Origin of the sequence: Streptomyces sp. NPDC058092 (genome assembly GCF_042884935.1) — a bacterium.
GTDB lineage: Bacteria > Actinomycetota > Actinomycetes > Streptomycetales > Streptomycetaceae > Streptomyces.
On sequence record NZ_JBHVSY010000018.1, the window covers coordinates 132,650 to 149,585 of the forward strand.

Consider the following 16,936-nt stretch of genomic DNA (forward strand, 5'->3'; position numbering starts at 1 on the left):
GCCTACTTGTCGAGGTCCAGATCGAGCATCCGGATCGCGTTTCCGCGCATCAGTTTGTAGACGGTCTCGTCGTCCAGTCCCTTGACGTGGTCGAGGGCGACCTCCTTGGTGTGCGGGAAGGTCGAGTCGACGTGCGGGTAGTCGGTCTCGAAGGTGGCGTTGTCCCGTCCGACGACGTCGAGCGAGGCGACCCCGTGCTTGTCGCGGAAGAAGCAGCAGAACATCTGCCGGTAGTAGTACGTGGACGGCGGCTCGGGGATCAGGTCGCGCACCCCGCCCCAGGCCCGGTGCTCCTCCCAGACGTCGTCGGCGCGCTCCAGGGCGTACGGGATCCAGCCCATCTGGCCCTCGCTGTAGGCGAGTTTCAGCCGGGGGAACTTCACCAGGACACCGCTGAACAGGAAGTCCATCATCGAGGCCATGGCGTTGTTGAAGGAGAGGCTGGCCTGCACGGCGGGCGGGGCGTCCGGTGAGGCGGCGGGCATCTGCGAGCTGGACCCGATGTGCATGTTGACGACCGTGCCGGTCTCCTGGCAGGCCGCGAAGAACGGGTCCCAGTAGCCGGTGTGGATCGACGGCAGGCCGAGGTGCGTGGGGATCTCGGAGAAGGTCACCGCGTGCACGCCGCGCGCCGCGTTCCGCTGGATCTCCGCGACCGCCAGGCCGATGTCCCAGAGCGGGATGATGCAGAGCGGAATGAGCCGGCCGCCGCTGTCGCCGCACCACTCCTCCACCATCCAGTCGTTGTAGGCGCGGACGCAGGCGAGTGCGACGTCCTTGTCGTGCGCCTCCGCGAAGGTCTGGCCGCAGAAGCGCGGGAAGGTGGGGAAGCAGAGGCTCGCCTCGACGTGGTTGAGGTCCATGTCCTTGAGCCGCTCGGCCGGGTCCCAGCAGCCGGGCCGCATCTCGGCCCGGGTGATCCCCTCCAGCGTCATGTCGTCGCGGTCGAAGCCGACGGCGGCGATGTTCCGCTTGTACGGGAATTTCAGGTCCTCGTAGATCCACCAGTCGGTGGGCGGCCCGTCCGGGTCCATGGTGATGACGTACTTGCCCCCCGTGTACGCCAGCTCCCCGATGCCCGCGGTGAGCGGCTGCGGGCCGCGCTCGCGGTACTTGGCGGGCAGCCAGGTCGAGAAGAGGTGCGGCGGCTCGATCACATGGTCGTCGACGCTGACGATCCGAGGCAGTTCCGCTGACGTCATGGTGTCCCCTTCGGCGCACACTGAAAGTTTCTGATGGTTCGTCAGATTCAGTTTCGGCACAGGTTAGCCCCGCACCCCTGGACCGACAAGGCGCAGCGCTCTACGCTCTCCGCACTATCTGACTAACCGTCAGCTGTGAGGGGTTCGCCGTGAACGAGACCACACACGCGCTGGGCGCATCGGGCACCTTCTGGGAGCTCGTCGAGGGCCGGGCCGCCCTGACACCGGACCGCCCGTTCCTGATCCAGGACGACCGCACGCTGACCTTCGGCGAGCTGCGCGCCCGCGGCGAGCGGGTCGCGGCCGGGCTGTGGGGGATGGGCGTGCGCCCCGGCGGTGCCGTCGCCTGGCAACTGCCGACCCGGATCGAGACGGTGCTGCTGTCGTTCGCGCTGACCCGGATCGGGGCCGTGCAGTCGCCGGTCATCCCGTTCTACCGGGACCGCGAGTCGGGGTTCGCGCTGCGCGAGTCGAAGGCCGGTTTCTTCGCCGTGCCGGGCACCTGGCGCGGCTTCGACCACACGGCGATGGCGCACCGGCTGGCCGCCGGGGCGGAGCACCCGCCGCTGGTCTTCGAGGCGTACGAGTCACTGCCGGACGGCGACCCGTCCGTACTGCCGCCGCCGCCCGCCGACGGGACGGCGGTGCGCTGGATCTACTGGACCTCGGGCACCACCTCCGACCCGAAGGGGGTCCTGCACACCGACCGCAGCCTGATCGCGGGCGGCTCCTGCCTGGCCCACGCGCTGCGCCTGTCGGCCGACGACATCGGCTCGATGGCGTTCCCGTTCGCCCATATCGCCGGGCCCGACTACACGGTGATGCTGCTGCTGTACGGCTTCCCGGCGGTCCTCTTCGAGCACTTCGCGATGCCGGACGCGCTGGCGGGCTACCGGCGTCACGGGGTGACGGTCGCGGGCGGGTCCACGGCGTTCTACTCGATGTTCCTGACCGAACAGCGCAAGGCGCCGGACCGGAAGCTGATCCCCACCCTGCGGCTGCTGGCGGGCGGCGGGGCGCCGAAACCGCCGGAGATCTACCACGCGGTGGTGCGGGAGATGGGCGTCCAGCTCACCCACGGGTACGGCATGACCGAGGTCCCCATGATCACGATGGGCGCCCCCGACGACACGGTGGAGCACCTCGCCGGGACGGAGGGGTGCCCGCCGGTGGGGATGGAGATACGGATCACCGACGAGGAGGGCAAACCACTGCCCTACGGCACCGACGGCGAGGTACGGCTGCGCGGCGAGGCCGTCTGCTCGGGCTATCTGGACCCGGAGGCGACGGCGGCGGCCTTCGACGCGGACGGGTTCCTGATCACCGGCGATGTCGGCCATGTCGAGGCGAGCGGGCACCTGGTGCTCACCGGCCGGCTGAAGGACATCATCATCCGCAAGGGCGAGAACATCTCCGCCAAGGAGATAGAGGACCTGCTGCACCGGCACCCGGGCGTCGGCGACGCGGCGGTGATCGGGCTCCCCGACCCGGAGCGCGGCGAGCGCGTCTGCGCGGTCGTGGAACAGCCGGCGGGGGCGGCTCCGCTGACGCTGCCGGACATCACGGGGTACCTGCGCGCGGCGGGGCTCTCCGTGCACAAGCTGCCGGAGCAGCTGGAGGTGGTGGCGGCGCTGCCGCGCAACGAGGCACTGCGGAAGGTGCTCAAGTACCGACTGCGCGAACAGTTCTCCTGAGACACGCCGGGACGGGACGGTGGACGGGACGGGACGGGACGGTGGACGGGACGGTGGACGGGACGAGACGGGGACAGGGCCGCGAACGCCGCGGGGCGCCTGGCAGAATCCCCCGTCATGACCGACACGGCGACCCGTCCGCTCCTCCGCTTCCGGCGCGCCGTGGAGAGCGACGTGGGCGAGCTCGTACGCCTGCGGGACGAGGCCGCCCGCTGGCAGGCCGGCCGGGGCATCGACCAGTGGCGGCCGGGCGAGCTCGGGCCGGCGCACTTCCTGGCCCGCCTCGGTGACTGCGAGACGTGGCTGGCCGCCTCGGGCGTGAACGGGCCGGTCGTCGGCGCCTGGGAGGTGTGGTGGGAGGATCCGGCGGCCTGGGGGGAGCAGCCGCCGGTCGCCGGATACGTCCACCGGCTGGTGACCGACCGGACGGCCGCACCGGCCGGCACCGGACGCGTCATGCTGGCCGAGGCCGAACGGCGTATCGCGTCCTTCGGCCGGGACATCTGCCGCCTGGACTGCCTGGCGGACAATCCACGCCTGCGCGGGTACTACGAGGACGCGGGCTACACGGTGACGGGAACCCGCCCCGCCAAGGACGGTGACGGCGGCCGGACGTACGGCGTCACCCTGCTGGAGAAGCACCTGCGCACGGCATGAGCCGAACCGGACCGGGACGCGGCGACCGCCGGGGCGGTCCGCCGCACGACGACCGCCGAACGGACCGCGGCACCACGACGGCCGAACGGACCGCGACACCACAACCACCGAACGGACCGCGACACCACGACGGCCGAACGGACCGCGACACCACAACCACCGAACGGACCGCGGCACCACGACGGCCGGGCGGGACCGGCCCCGCTCCGGCCGTCCCGGCCCCGGCTACGCGTCCGGTGCGATCACCGTGAAGTAGTCGGCGAACGCCGCCACCGCCACGTCCTCGGCGACCTTGCCCTCGTGATCCGCGTCCAGGCTCCGCGCCGCGACCGCCGCCGTCTCCGGGGGCGCGCCCAGCACCCGGAGCGCCCGCTCCACGGCGGGCACGGAGGCCGCGCCCTCGTTGTCCCGGTCCGCCACGGCGAGCGCGGCGCGCAGGAACGGGCGGGCGATCTCCGCGAAGCGCTCGGGGTTGTCGCGCAGCCGTTTCACGGCTCCGCCCACGAACTCCTCACGGGTGACGCGCTGGTCCCCGTCGACGTCCGCGATGCCCGCCATGCCCTGCCAGAGGGCTTCGGCCCCGGTGTAGAGCGCCTGGCCCTTGTCGCAGCGGGCCGTCGTACCGAATTCGGTGAGCAGACGGGCCGCGGCGGCACTGAAATCCGCGCGATCGATGTATCCGTTGCCGTCCTGGTCGAAGGCGGCGAAGCGGAAGGCGATCTTGCGCTCATACTCTGCGCTGTCCATGCGGGGAGCGTACGACGCCGACCGGCGCCACGTGTCACTTACGCGCACCGCCGGTGTGACAGCGTGGTCCTCGCCGTCCCTTACGTCACTTACGTCACAGGCGCGCGCGTCGCTCGCACCCGCGCTCACGCCGAGAGTGGTTGGGCCTCGTCGTCGACGGCCGCGTACCGGTCGGGGTAGACGTCGAAGAGCCGGCGTACGCCGAGGGCGGCGAGCACCCGGTTGACGTGGGAGCCCTCTTCCGCGCCGCGGGCCGGGAGGACCAGCCGCAGCCGGCCCCCGCAGGAGCGCATCAGACGGCGGGACGCGATCAGCACGCCGACGCCGCTGGAATCACAGAACAGGACCTCGGAGAGGTCGAGCACCACGTCGTGGCGGCCGGTGGCGACCGCCTCATGGACGGACTGGCGCACGACGGGCGACGACACCAGATCCAGTTCGCCGCGTATGCGCAGCACCGTCCAGTCGTCCTGCATGGTCTCGGCCACCTTCAGTGGCTTCCGGGAACGTTCCTGGGTGAGCCGGGGGGCGTGGGTGGCTGCAGCCGGAGGGTGGTTTCCAGGAGGGCAAGGTTTCCTCACGCGACTGGTGCCTCTCGTTCCGGGGATTCCGACGATCCGGAAGTTTCCGTTCCTCCTCGCGGCTGCCCCCGCCGCAGACCCGTGAAACACCGGACCGCCCGACAGACACAGTCGGGTTCGGACCGAAATGATCGATTCGGGTCCGCTCCCGACCTCCGTGGATGGCGCATTCCCTATCGTCTCCGACCTCTTCAGGGGCGTACTTGCGGTAAAGGGACGTACATGGCCGGTGCCGCCGACTACATTCGATGTGACGAGGGGAACAGGGCCGGGGGGTCGCATGGCGAGAAACGCACCACCCCGCTGGGACCGCACGATGCAGCAGCGGCTGGCACGCGGTGAGGCGGCTGCGCTTGGCGAGCTCTACGACCGGTTCGCCTCGCTCGTGCACAGCCAGGCCCACCGGATGCTCGACGACGAGACCGCCGCCGACGTGGTGACCCGCGAGGTCTTCGGTCACGTGTGGGAGAACCCGGACGCGTACGACCCGAAGCAGGGCTCGATGCGGTCCTGGGTGGCCCGGCTCACGCACCGCCAGTCCGTGCGGCGGCTGCGCGAGGAGGCGGACAGCCTCCAGGGCGGTACGGACGGTGCGGACAGTGCGGACGGTGCGGATGAGAATTCCGGGGCCGCCTCCCTCGCCGATCTGGAGGAGCGGGTGCGCCGGGCCACCGCCGCCGCCCGTGCCGACTACATCGTCGCGTCCATGCCCGCCCCGCTGCGGGCCGCGCTGGAGCTCGCGTACGTCCAGCGCCGGGACTACCGGCAGACCGCGGCCGACCTCGGGGTCACCGAGGACGAGGCCCGCCGCCGGCTGCGGCTCGGGCTCCAGCTGCTCTCCACCGCGCACACCCGCCCGCTGGAGGGGTCCTCGCCGCCCGGATACGGATGGCCGCTGTGACCGGTGACGACGACGCGGACGGACGCGAGGACGGCCGGCCCGAGGACGGCGGACGCGAGGACGCCCAACGTGGCGACGGCGGACGCGAGGACGAAGTGCGGGGCGCACGGCGCATACCGGGGCCGCGGGCCGCCGTGGACGACTTCGACCTCGACGCCGTACCCCTGCCGCCGCCCGTTCCCCCGACCGGGCCTCGGCCCGAGAACCCGCGGCCGACCCCGCGGCCGACGACACCGGAACCGGAATCTGCCGTGGCACCACCGGACCCACCGGGCTCACCCGCCCCATCGGACCCGCCCGCCGCACCGGCCCTGGTGCTCCCCCACCGCGTCCTCAAGGCCCTCCTCGGCGCCTGGGCGCTGGCCGCCTGCTCGACGGAGGAGACCGAGGCCGTCGAGGCGCATCTGACCGAGTGCGCCGCCTGTGCCGACGAGGCCCTCCGGCTGCGCGACGCGGTCGGCCTGCTCCAGACCGACCACAGTCTGGACCTCGATCCGACGCTGCGTTCCCGGGTGATCGACACCTGTCTGAGCCGTCGTCCGGCCAAGATCCCGGTACCGGACTGGGCCGCTCCGTACGACGCGGAGACCGCGCGGCTCGACGCGCTGCTGCGTGACATCGGGAGCTCGGAGTGGCACGCCCCGTTGCGGCTGAGATGGTTCGAGGGCGAGACGGAGGTCAGCCGCAAGACGACGGTCGCGGGTGTCATCGGCCATCTCATGACCGTCGACGGGCTGATCGCCACCGCCCTCGGCCTCGACGTACCGCTCGGCGACGGCACCACGGGCCGGGGCGACGGCTGGCCGCTCCCGCCCGCCGCGCGCACCGAGAAGTACTGGTCGACGGCCCGTCGGCCGCCCACCCGCACGATCCACGAACCGTGGCGCGGGCAGAGTCACACCCTCATCCGTACGGTGTCCTTCGCCGGCCGCGGAGTCGCCGAACTCTCCGTCTCGTACGGCGACTTCGCCCTTCCGATGCACGACGCGCTGCTGGACCGGGCCTTCGAATGCTGGGTGCACGGCGGTGACATCGCGGGTGCGGTGGACTATCCGTACGAGGCACCGTCCGCCGCCCATCTCCACCGGATGGTCGACCTGGCGGCCCGGCTCATCCCGGCCGCCCTCGCCCAGCGCCGCAGGTCGGGGCTGGCCGGCCCGGCCCGCCGGCTGGTGACGGCAGGTTCACCGGGCCGTTCGCTGCATCTGGAGATCGAGGGCACGGGCGGCGGCGACTGGTACATCCCGCTGGACTCCCCCGCCGCGGTCGGCTCGGCCGCGCACGCGGTGGCGCAGGTCGCGCTGGACGGCGTCGAGTTCTGCCGGCTGGTGGCGGGGCACGTGCCTCCGGTGGAGGCGGCGGCCGGTCAGGAGGGCGACCGCGAGGCGATCCGCGACGTACTGTTCGCGGCGGCGTCCCTGAGCAGGCTGTAGTACCCGTGATGCGCCCGGCTCCGGCGCCGGTAACAGCAACGGTGGGCAACGGCCCGGCTCCGGCATCGCCCTCCAGGCCGGCTCGGGGCGTGAACACCGGGCTGTTGCCGGGAAGTCGGCCGGGAATGGCGAGGTGCCGAGAGCCTCCGGGTTTCTGCCGCCTGGCGTGAGCTCCGGCGAGTCGGCGAGAACGACCGGCCCGACGGGATGGCGGGACGCCCAGCAGATGTCCCCACCCCGTCGGTCACACGGCTCGTCGTCAGCTTCGGCGCATGGTGGTTCATGTCTGGTCCAGGTACATGAACCACCGGTGGTCAGCAGCAGCGACTCTGCGGATTCTCCTCACGGTGCCGGGCACGCAGCCGCTCGTACGCCCGCCGGGTCGGTACGGTCTCCCCCGGGTAATGGTGCTCATGCTGGCGGCAGAAGCGGTCGTAGTCCGCCGCGCCCGATATCTCCCGCAGGTACCACCGGATGCCTCGGAGCAGCCGCGCCGCCGGTTCAAGCAGTCCCTCAGCCCTCATCCGCGCTCCCGCGCCCCGACCAGCGCCTCGGACCGGGCTGACGGAATGTCGATCGCGGACTCCACAAAGGGCGCTTCGGTCGTCGGCAGCGGTTCCGGGGACCGGATGGCACGTACGCAGGTCACAGCCGCGTGGCCGATCACGAGCGTCACCAGTACGAGGAAGACGGCCATGATGACGCCGTCGACGGTGGAGTTCAGCACCACCGTGTGCATGTCGTCGAGCGACTTGGCCGGGGGCAGGATCTTTCCGGCGTCGAGGGCGTCCGCGTACAGCTCGCGCTGGGCGAAGAATCCGATCTTCGGGTTGCTGTCGAAGATCTTCTGCCAGCCCGCGGTGTAAGTGACGGCCACGTCCCAGACCAGTGGGATCCCGGGGACCCATGCCCAGCGTAGTTTTCCGGCCTTGATGAGCAGGGTCGTGGCGACGGTCAGGGCGATCGCGGCGAGCAGTTGGTTGGCGATGCCGAAGAGCGGGAAGAGCTGATTGACGCCGCCGAGCGGATCAGTGGCGCCGACGTAGAGGAAGTAGCCCCACAGGCCGACGATGACGGCGCTGGTGATCCAGATGCCCGGCTTCCAGGTGACCCGGCCGATCGGCTTCCAGACATTGCCGAGCATGTCCTGCAGCATGAAGCGGCCGACCCGTGTGCCCGCGTCCACCGTGGTGAGGATGAACAGCGCCTCGAACATGATCGCGAAGTGGTACCAGAACGCCTTCATCCCGTGTCCGCCGAACACCCCCGAGAAGATCTCCGCCATGCCGAAGGCGAGTGTGGGCGCCCCTCCGGTGCGTGCGATCAGGGTCTGTTCCTCGACGGACTTCGCAGCCGCTGCCAGGGCGTCCGGGCTGATGGTGAAGCCGAGGTTCGCCACCGCTTGGGATGCGCTGTCCACGGTGGTGCCGAGCAGACCGGCCGGGGCGTTCATGGCGTAGTACATGCCCGGGTCGAGCACGGATGCCGCGACCAGCGCCATGATGGCGACGAAGGACTCCATGAGCATCGCGCCATAGCCGATGAGCCGGACCTGCGACTCCTTCTGGATCAGCTTGGGGGTGGTGCCGGAGGCCACGAGGGCGTGGAAACCGGACAGGGCACCGCAGGCGATGGTGATGAACAGGAACGGGAACAGCGCCCCGGCGAAGACCGGTCCGGTGCCCGAGGCGGCAAAGGGACTCACCGCGTCGTTCTTGAGCAGCGGGGCGGTGACCACCACGCCCACCGCCAGCAGCACGATCGTACCGATCTTCATGAAGGTGGAGAGGTAGTCCCGGGGCGCCAGCAGCATCCACACCGGCAGTACCGAGGCGACGAAGCCGTATCCGGCCAGGCAGAAGACCAGGGTCGTGGGCGCCCAGGTGAAGTGCTGGGCCAGGGAGGAGTTCTCGACCCATCCGCCGCCGACGATCGCGAGCAGCAACAGCACCACACCGATGACGCTGGTCTCCATCACGCGCCCGGGGCGCAGATAGCGCAGATAGAACCCCATGAACAGGGCGATGGGGATCGTCATCGCGACCGAGAAGGTACCCCAGGGCGAGTCCGCCAACGCGTTGACGACAACGAGGGCGAGCACCGCCAACAGGATGATCATGATGGCGAGGACGGCGATCAGGGCCGCTGCGCCGCCAACCCTGCCTATCTCGTCGCGCGCCATCTGCCCAAGGCTCTTGCCGTCCCGGCGCATGGAGATGAAGAGGACCACCATGTCCTGGACCGCCCCGCCGAAGATCACGCCGACGACGATCCAAATGGTGCCCGGAAGGTAGCCCATCTGAGCCGCCATGACGGGGCCCACCAGGGGTCCGGCGCCCGCGATGGCGGCGAAGTGGTGGCCGAACAGAACCCGCCGGTCAGTGGGTTGGTAGTCGACGCCGTCGTCCAGCCGCTCGGCAGGCGTGGCGCGTCGGTCGTCGAGTTCGAGGACGCGGCGGGCTATGAAGCGTGAGTAGAAGCGGTAGGCGATCGCGTACGAGCCGAGCGCGGCCACGACCAGCCAGATGGCCGAGATATCCTCCCCCCGGGCCAGCGCGACCATGCCCCAACAGACTGCGCCGACCAGGGCAACGCCAGTCCAGAGCAGGATCGTTTTCGGAGTGGGTCTCGTGCTGCGGGCGCCGATACTTGGCACGGTTACTCCAGTTCTTGGGGTCTCCTGTACGGAGAACACGCGAAGCGGATCGGATTCGCGGAACAGGTTCATGGAGGGGTTGCCCTCGCCCGCGCCTCGGTTGACAGGAGGTTTCCTGAAGTTTTCACCGTCGGCTCTCGCACCCCGGCCCTGCGCCCGAGCCGGCCCGGCGCGCCTTCAAGCACGCCTTTTCGGCCGACGGTTCAGCTCCTTCCTGCGCCGGCTGAGGAAGCAGGCAACGGTCAGCAGGACCGCGCCGAGCGGAACCCACAGGAACTGGTACCAGTAGAAGAACGGCCAGCCGAAGAGACGCGGCTGTCCCGCCATGTACACGGGCGCCAGGAGTGGCCCGACGAACACGGCCGGCAGGCAGATCCAGGTGGCCGCTCCAGCGACTGTCATGTTGCTCGGCAACCGGCGTCTACGCATCCGGTGGCACCTCTCTCTCGGCCGGCGCTCGCGTGATCCGGACATGCGAGGTCGTCACGCCGCACGCGGTCCGGCCCGGTTTCAGGGGGCTATCCCTTGGCTGAATTGAATGGTTCACTCCTCGACTACCAGGGCTTTCCTTCCCCTTGTTGGTGACTTGTTCGGCCTCACGACGGCCTCCCGGCATGGGTTCTGCGTCCGTGTAGTTGCGTGTGGCCCCGCGAGGGTTTACCGCAACGTGGCTGGTTTCCACCACCGACGGCGTTCCGCTGTCACTTCGTTGGTGGAGATCGATGGGCCGCGAGCCGGACTTCAGGCCACGAACGAGCTTGGAGGATTCATGAGCAACCTCGCCCCTGTGATCACCTGTGCGGTCGTCGTACTGGTGGCCTCGGCGATCGCACTGAAGGGTTCCCGCTTCGGCCCGGGCGGCGGCACCGCTGTCAGGGCGGACCTCGAGGACTGGGCATTGGCCGACCGCCGACAGGGCGGAGGCCTCATCTGGTGCCTGCTCGGTGGCACCATCTACACCGCGTACACGTTCACCGCCGTGCCGGGCGCCGTCTTCACCTCGGGCGGCATCGGATTCTACGCGCTGCCCTACACGGTGATCATCTGCGCGATCGCGTTCGTGCTGCTGCCGCGGCTGGCGTCGGCGGCCCGAGCACACGGCCACATCACGGTCGCCGACTTCGTACGTGAGCGGTACGGATCACCGCTGCTCGCTCTTGCCGTGTCACTCACCGGAATCTTCGCCACGATGCCGTACATCGCGCTGCAACTGCTCGGTCTACGGGCTGTGCTCACCGTCCTGGGGCTGAGTTCTGACGGAGTCCTGGGCGATGCCGCGCTGACGGCCGTCTTTGCGGTACTGGCCGTCTCCACCTACCGGTACGGGCTGCGTGCACCGACCCTGGTCGCGGTCCTGAAGGCCGTTCTCGTCGTGGGCTCCACGATCGCCATCGGCCTTCTCGTCCTCTCCGAACTCGGGACGCCGGCATCCCTGTTCGCCCGCGCCGACGCGGTGCTTGTGGAGCGCGACGGCGTCTCCACCCTCGTGCCCGATCCTGCCCTGGCACCGACCTACGTCTCCTTGGCCCTCGGGTCGGCGCTCGCGCTGTTCGCTTTTCCCCATGTCCTGCTGGTGGCATTCTCCGCCCGCACGACCAACGTCCTTCGGAGGTCGTCGGCCACTCTCCTCGGCTGGACAACGATGCTCGGTCTGTTCGCCCTTTTCGGCATCGCGGCACTCGCCTCCGGCGTCGAGCCACCGCCCGGCCGCTCCGAACTGGTGATACCCCGGCTCGTGCTCGACCTCGCGCCGGGGTGGGCGGCCGGGCTGCTGCTGGGCGCCCTCGTCGTGGCGGCACTCGTGCCCGCCGCCGTGATGTCCATCGGCGCGGCCACCCTGTTCGCACGGAACGTCTATCTGGAATTCGTCAACCCCACGGCAACAGCGGCCCAAGTGACCCGGATGGCCCGCCTGATGTCGCTGGTCGTCAAGGTGGGCGCGCTCGTCTTCGCGCTCGGGCTGCGTAATCAGGCCGCCATCAATCTTCACCTGCTCGGAGCGGTATGGGTGTTGCAGATCCTGCCGACGATCGCACTGGGGTTGCTGCACCGGACACCGCATCGGCTCTCCCTGCTCGCCGGGTGGCTGTTGGGCATGGTCCTCGGCACCGTCCTGGTGAACGCGGGCGGCTACTCGTCGCTGGTACAGATCGCTTTCGGCCCGGTACAGGTGCAGGTCTATGCAGGCGTGGTCGGGCTCACGGCCAACCTCGCCGTCGTCGCACTGGCCAGCCCGCTGCTGGACCGGCTGGGCGTGCCGCGCGGCCTGACCGGAGTGCTCAAACCGGCCTCCTCCGCGCGCAAGAGCGGGGTGACGTCATGAGACACACCGACAAGCCCTGGCGCCGCACCCATCTCGCCACGGATACCGAGAGCGATGCGAGCCGCGCCGGGTCCGCGGCCGGCATCGCGAGTGCTACGAGCAGCGTGCGCGCCTCTGTCCCGACGAGCGCGGCACTGCCGATGCCCGCCGATACCGAACCCGGCGTCGATCTGCGGGACGTCGAGCGGGAGGCCGCGCTGATCAGGCTGTTCGACAGTCGTCATGCTCAACTGGTGCGCCTGGCCGTCCTGCTGGGCGCCGAGCAGGAGGCCGAGGACGTGGTCGCCGAGGCCTTCTGCGCGTTGCACCACCGCTGGTATCGACTCCGTGCGCCGGAGGCCGCACCCGCGTACCTTCGTTCTGTGGTGTGCAACCTCGTACGGATGCGGATACGGCGCCTGCAGGTATCTCGGCGCCATGCCGACGTGGAGGTGTCCGACATCGCCTCCGCCGAGTCCACCGCGCTGATGCATGAAGACCAGCGGCAGGTCGTCGACGCGCTGAAGAACCTGCCCGCCCGGCAGCGTGAAGCATTGGTGCTCCGTTACTGGATGGACCTCAAGGAACGGGAGATCGCCGAGGCGATGGGCATCAGTAAGGGCGCGGTGAAATCGCACATCTCCCGCGGGATGCACGCACTGTCGCGGGCCATGGAGAACCACTGATGAGTGTGGACGACCCCGAGACCCGGCTGCGCAACACCCTCGACTCGCTGGCTTCGACGGTGGTGCCGTCGCCCGACGCCTATGCCAACGCCCGTTCGGAATGGCAGCGGCGGGACCGGCGACGGCGGCTCATCATGCTGGTGCTCGCGCTGGTGATCGTGGCCGTCGCCGACGTGGTCGGTCTCTGGGCCCTGCATTCCTTCGCCGAACCCGACCGGCCGCCGCGCCACGAACGGATCGACGTGATCGTCCAGCCCTGAGGGGCGGGCGCCTGAACACAGAGCACGGGGCCGCGGAGTTGCCTCCGCGGCCCCGTGCCGGTTCACGACTCAGGCACTCGTCGCCGAACCACCTCAGGACATGTCGCCCGACAGCGCCCACAGCGCGTCGACGACGCGTTCCACATCCTCCTTCTGGTGGAACAGGTGCGTGGACACGCGCACCGCCTGATGTGGCTTGGCAGAGCCGACCACCGGGAAGTCGCTGGTGCGAATCACGATCCCGTACTCATCCTTGAGCCTCGCCACCAGAGTCGCCGTCTTCTTCACGTCATGGACATCACCGGCGGCACGGAACGGCGCGAAGGAGGTGAGAGCGCAGACCAGCCGGGGGTCGTCCTTCGGTGAGTACAGGGACTTCGCTCCCCATCGCTCGACGATGAGCTCCTTGAGATAGCCCGACAGGCCCAGGACGTGGTCCTGAATCCTGTTCCGGCCGATGCGGTCCCACACCTCGCAGACGTTGCGCACGCCGGCCATGATCGCCAGGCTGCTGTTGCCGACGGTCTGCAGGCCCGACGCGATGTCGTAGCTCTCCGTGGGGCCGTTCGAACGGGGCGGCAGACCGCCCTCGGTCGGATAGCCACTCGACACCACCGGCCAGAACTCCGGCAGCGGGTTGGGGTTGTAGCGCGGCAGCAGCTTGTTGCGGATGTAGAGGATGCCTGTGCCACCGGGCCCGCACTGCCACTTCGCGGCCGACCCGGCGAGGAAGTCCACACCGAGCTCATGGAAGTTGTACGCCATCATGCCGGGTATGTGCGCACCGTCCACCACGCTGATCAGACCGTGGTCCTGCGCGAGCTTGGCCAGCATGTGGATCGGCAGCATGGTGCCGGTCTTGTAGGTGGGGGCGGAGAAGGCCAGCACCTTGGTGCGCGAGGTGATCGCCCGGCGGAACAACTCCACGTAGTCTTCGGCTCGTTGCTCGTTGCCGACCGGAAGTGCCACCCGCTTGATCACCACGCCGTGACGGTCGCGTGCCATAGCCATCGGCACGTTCCCACCGGAGTGCTCGTGATTCGTGGTGAGGATCTCGTCGCCCTCCTTGAGGGCGAGGCCCGCCAGGATCTTCGACATTCCGTCACTGGTGTTGTGGGAGATCACGAGTTCGTCGGGATCACACCCGTACCCACGGGCCGCCACGGCACGCACGTCGGCGAAGTTGCTGTAGGCCGAGACGGCGCCGACTGCCACCTCGCGGTGGACACGATCGACGGTGTCGACAACCTCGCGCGGGGGTGAGCCGACGGTGCCCACGTTCATGAAGAGCACCTTCTTGTCCAGCATGAACAGGCGCTCCACCGCGCTCCAGTAGTTCGGAGACGACGTCGGCGGAAGCGCAGCGGAGCCCGCGGGCGGCGCGGCTGCGTGCGCGAGCGGCGCGGCAGCCACCCCGCCGATGCCGACCGTCGCCGCTCCCGCTCCCAAGAACCCCACGAATCCCCGCCGGGAGACCCCGGATGCTGTGCCTGTGTGCAGTTTCGGCATTGCCATGTCCCTTCAGCTGTGTCTCATCGGACGGCGATGGCAGAGATCTCGACCTTTGCGTCGCGCGGCACGCGCGCAACCTCGACGGTTGCCCGGGCGGGCGGCGCGGTGGAGCCGAAGTATTCGGCGTATGCGGAGTTGAAGCGGGCGAAGTCGTCGAGATCGGCGACGTAGACGGTGGTGCTGACCACGTTCGTCAGCGACATGCCACTCGCCTTCAGTACCGCCTCGACATTGCGCAGCACCTGGCGCGTCTGCTCCTCGATGGATGCGTCGGCGGAAAGTGAGCCGGTCTTCGGGTCGATCGGGAGCTGACCCGAGACGAACATGAGGTTCCCGGCGGAGATTCCCTGCGAGTAGGGCCCGATCGCCGCGGGCGCGTCCGGGGTGGAAACCACCCGGTGCCGAGGCCCGGGCTCGGCCACTGCCGATGAACCCCCCAGGCCTATGACCAGGGCCGCCGCGGCGGCAAGCGCAGGCACCGACCTTCGGAACATGCGGCGACTGCCGCGTGGATGGGGCTGGTACGACGTCTTCATCCGTGTCCTCCCGCTCGTCAACACATCTGCCTTCGAAGCGTGTCGCCCCATTGGTTGCAGGACGGGGCGCGAGGGTTTACCGGATCGACAAAGTGACCTGGGTCACAGGTGGTGCGGAACGAGTGCGACTCGGGACCACTGCCGTGGCGATGCGTGACGGCCACGGGCCCGACCTGCGTGCACGCCGAACGATTTCGGCGGGGTCGGAACCTCGAACGCGCGTAAGCGCGCGGAGAGAGCTTCAGCAGCCCTCTTGGTCAGGCCGCCCCGTCACGGCACTACGCGAAGATCACCGTACGGCGGCCGTTGAGCAGAATGCGGTGTTCCGCGTGCCACTTCACCGCCCGCGCGAGTGCCTGGCACTCCACATCGCGGCCGATGGCGACCAGCTGGTCCGGGGTGACGCCGTGGCCCACCCGCGCGACCTCCTGCTCGATGATCGGCCCCTCGTCGAGGTCGGCCGTCACATAGTGCGCCGTCGCACCGATCAGCTTCACCCCGCGGGCGTGCGCCTGGTGGTACGGCTTCGCGCCCTTGAAGCTCGGCAGGAAGGAGTGGTGGATGTTGATGATCCGGCCGCTCAGCTGCTTGCACAGATCGTCGGAGAGGACCTGCATGTAGCGGGCGAGGACGACCAGCTCGACGTTCTCCTCGCGGACCAGCTCCAGCAGCTCCGCCTCCGCGGCGGCCTTGGTCTCCTTGGTCACCGGGATGTGCCGGAAGGGGACGTCGTAGGAGCCGACGAGCTCGGCGAAGTCCGTGTGGTTCGAGACGACGGCGGCGATCTCGATCGGCAGCGCCCCGATCCGCGAGCGGAACAGCAGGTCGTTGAGGCAGTGGCCGAACCTGCTGACCATCAGCACGACCCGCATCCGCTCCGAGGAACGGTGGATCTGCCAGTCCATCCGGAAGGAGTCGCCGATCGCGGCGAAGCTGGCCCGCAGCTTCTCCACGGTCACCGGGCTGTCCGCCGAGAAGTGGACCCGCATGAAGAACAGGCCCGTGTCGTGGTCGCCGAACTGCTGACTGTCCTCGATGTTGCAGCCGGTCATGAAGAGATAGCTCGACACGGCGTGCACGATGCCCTTTTTGTCCGGGCAGGAGAGGGTGAGGACGTACTGCTCCGGTGTGGTTTCAGCAGGCTTCGGCGCGGTCATGCCCGTAGCGTGCCATATCGGGCCGGTATCAGGCCGACCTGGTCAGGATGCGGAGCACGTCCAGGGAGCGCGGCGGGGTGTCCGGGTCCTCTCCGTCGTTGGTGGCGAGCAGCACATGGGCCTCGCGGGCGGCCCGTACGGCCTCCGGCCAGCCGTGGTGCTCCAGATACCCCGAGACGGGGGCGTCCGCGCCGACCTGGTGCATGATGCGCAGCACCCGGAGCACGGCGACGTCGACGAGGGCGGACTCGTCGGTATCGCGGAAGATCGTCCCGATGTACTTCTCGGCGGACCAGTTGTCCAGCCAGGTGTCCTCGACCAGGCGGTACACGGCGTCGGTGACGTCGCCGTACCCTTCCCGGCCGGCCAGCCAGCACTCGTGGTGGAAGACGGGGTCGGAGAGCATGTGCAGCGCCGAGCGCACGTTGCTGCGCCAGCGCCACCAGGGCATGTCATTCAACGGCATGCCGCCCATGGTGGAGGAGCGACGGCCGCGACGGGAAGTGTTCTCCGAACCTTGCTGCACGGTTGTCGATCGTACGTTCCCTTTCCGGCTCCCCGCACAGGCCCCCGCAATTCACCCGGATGTCACCGAGCGTTGCACGGAGCACA

17 protein-coding genes are annotated in these 16,936 nt (G+C 69.4%); 7 read left to right on the forward strand and 10 right to left on the reverse strand.

What is annotated here, in order from left to right; all coding sequences use genetic code 11:
- Positions 1-2: 2 nt before the first annotated feature.
- Positions 3-1,202, reverse strand: a complete 1,200-nt coding sequence (locus ACFVV1_RS27200) for an amidohydrolase family protein (protein WP_389994126.1) — start codon at positions 1,200-1,202, stop codon at positions 3-5.
- Between the two features lie 149 nt (positions 1,203-1,351).
- Here ACFVV1_RS27200 and ACFVV1_RS27205 point away from each other — a divergent pair, with 149 nt between their 5' ends.
- Entirely contained in the window at positions 1,352-2,896 is a 1,545-nt protein-coding gene (locus ACFVV1_RS27205) for a class I adenylate-forming enzyme family protein (protein WP_389994129.1), read from the forward strand.
- 117 nt (positions 2,897-3,013) lie between these two features.
- Positions 3,014-3,553: a GNAT family N-acetyltransferase gene (locus ACFVV1_RS27210; protein WP_389994132.1), complete on the forward strand. Its 540-nt coding sequence runs from the start codon at positions 3,014-3,016 to the stop codon at positions 3,551-3,553.
- Between the two features lie 225 nt (positions 3,554-3,778).
- Here ACFVV1_RS27210 and ACFVV1_RS27215 read toward each other — a convergent pair whose 3' ends face one another.
- Together ACFVV1_RS27215 and ACFVV1_RS27220 are read right to left on the reverse strand one after the other, a co-directional pair.
- On the reverse strand, positions 3,779-4,300 hold the full coding sequence (locus tag ACFVV1_RS27215; protein WP_389994134.1) for an EF-hand domain-containing protein: 522 nt from the start codon (positions 4,298-4,300) through the stop codon (positions 3,779-3,781).
- Positions 4,301-4,425: 125 nt separating this feature from the next.
- On the reverse strand, positions 4,426-4,776 hold the full coding sequence (locus tag ACFVV1_RS27220; protein ID WP_389994136.1) for an STAS domain-containing protein: 351 nt from the start codon (positions 4,774-4,776) through the stop codon (positions 4,426-4,428).
- 385 nt (positions 4,777-5,161) lie between these two features.
- Here ACFVV1_RS27220 and ACFVV1_RS27225 point away from each other — a divergent pair, with 385 nt between their 5' ends.
- Positions 5,162-5,782 (forward strand): RNA polymerase sigma factor, encoded by a 621-nt coding sequence (locus ACFVV1_RS27225; RefSeq protein ID WP_389994138.1) that lies wholly within the window; start codon positions 5,162-5,164, stop codon positions 5,780-5,782.
- Entirely contained in the window at positions 5,770-7,215 is a 1,446-nt protein-coding gene (locus ACFVV1_RS27230; protein WP_389994141.1) for a zf-HC2 domain-containing protein, read from the forward strand. The genes ACFVV1_RS27225 and ACFVV1_RS27230 overlap by 13 nt, the downstream gene beginning before the upstream one ends.
- Before the next feature lie 314 nt (positions 7,216-7,529).
- On the opposite strand, the gene ACFVV1_RS27235 is transcribed toward ACFVV1_RS27230, so the two are convergent.
- From ACFVV1_RS27235 to ACFVV1_RS27245, 3 genes are all read right to left on the reverse strand, one after another.
- Positions 7,530-7,739, reverse strand: coding sequence for a YbdD/YjiX family protein (locus ACFVV1_RS27235; RefSeq protein ID WP_389994143.1), 210 nt, complete (start codon positions 7,737-7,739; stop codon positions 7,530-7,532).
- A complete protein-coding gene (locus tag ACFVV1_RS27240; protein ID WP_389994146.1) occupies positions 7,736-9,943 on the reverse strand; it encodes a carbon starvation CstA family protein in 2,208 nt (735 codons plus the stop codon). The genes ACFVV1_RS27235 and ACFVV1_RS27240 overlap by 4 nt, the downstream gene beginning before the upstream one ends.
- Positions 9,944-10,048: 105 nt before the next feature.
- On the reverse strand, positions 10,049-10,273 hold the full coding sequence (locus ACFVV1_RS27245; protein ID WP_389994149.1) for a DUF3311 domain-containing protein: 225 nt from the start codon (positions 10,271-10,273) through the stop codon (positions 10,049-10,051).
- 367 nt (positions 10,274-10,640) lie between these two features.
- Between ACFVV1_RS27245 and ACFVV1_RS27250 the strand changes: the two genes are divergently transcribed.
- From ACFVV1_RS27250 to ACFVV1_RS27260, 3 genes are read left to right on the forward strand one after another with little or no spacing between them, the layout of a single operon-like run.
- The gene (locus tag ACFVV1_RS27250; protein ID WP_389994151.1) at positions 10,641-12,194 is read left to right on the forward strand and encodes a sodium:solute symporter; all 1,554 of its coding nucleotides are present in this window, start codon (positions 10,641-10,643) and stop codon (positions 12,192-12,194) included.
- Positions 12,191-12,859 carry an RNA polymerase sigma factor gene (locus ACFVV1_RS27255; RefSeq protein ID WP_389994154.1) on the forward strand — a complete coding sequence of 223 codons (669 nt, stop codon included), beginning with the start codon at positions 12,191-12,193 and terminating at the stop codon, positions 12,857-12,859. The genes ACFVV1_RS27250 and ACFVV1_RS27255 overlap by 4 nt, the downstream gene beginning before the upstream one ends.
- Positions 12,859-13,119 (forward strand): hypothetical protein, encoded by a 261-nt coding sequence (locus ACFVV1_RS27260; RefSeq protein ID WP_389994157.1) that lies wholly within the window; start codon positions 12,859-12,861, stop codon positions 13,117-13,119. Before ACFVV1_RS27255 ends, ACFVV1_RS27260 begins: the two co-directional genes overlap by 1 nt.
- A gap of 93 nt (positions 13,120-13,212) precedes the next feature.
- Here ACFVV1_RS27260 and ACFVV1_RS27265 read toward each other — a convergent pair whose 3' ends face one another.
- The 4 genes from ACFVV1_RS27265 to ACFVV1_RS27280 form a co-directional block, all read right to left on the reverse strand.
- Positions 13,213-14,577, reverse strand: coding sequence for an aminotransferase class V-fold PLP-dependent enzyme (locus tag ACFVV1_RS27265; protein ID WP_389994160.1), 1,365 nt, complete (start codon positions 14,575-14,577; stop codon positions 13,213-13,215).
- Between the two features lie 74 nt (positions 14,578-14,651).
- Complete coding sequence (locus ACFVV1_RS27270; protein WP_389994162.1) at positions 14,652-15,110, reverse strand: RidA family protein; 459 nt, start codon at positions 15,108-15,110, stop codon at positions 14,652-14,654.
- Positions 15,111-15,445: 335 nt separating this feature from the next.
- Positions 15,446-16,324: a formyltetrahydrofolate deformylase gene (purU, locus tag ACFVV1_RS27275; protein WP_389994164.1), complete on the reverse strand. Its 879-nt coding sequence runs from the start codon at positions 16,322-16,324 to the stop codon at positions 15,446-15,448.
- A gap of 28 nt (positions 16,325-16,352) precedes the next feature.
- Positions 16,353-16,799, reverse strand: a complete 447-nt coding sequence (locus ACFVV1_RS27280; RefSeq protein ID WP_389994254.1) for a hypothetical protein — start codon at positions 16,797-16,799, stop codon at positions 16,353-16,355.
- Positions 16,800-16,936 lie beyond the last annotated feature (137 nt).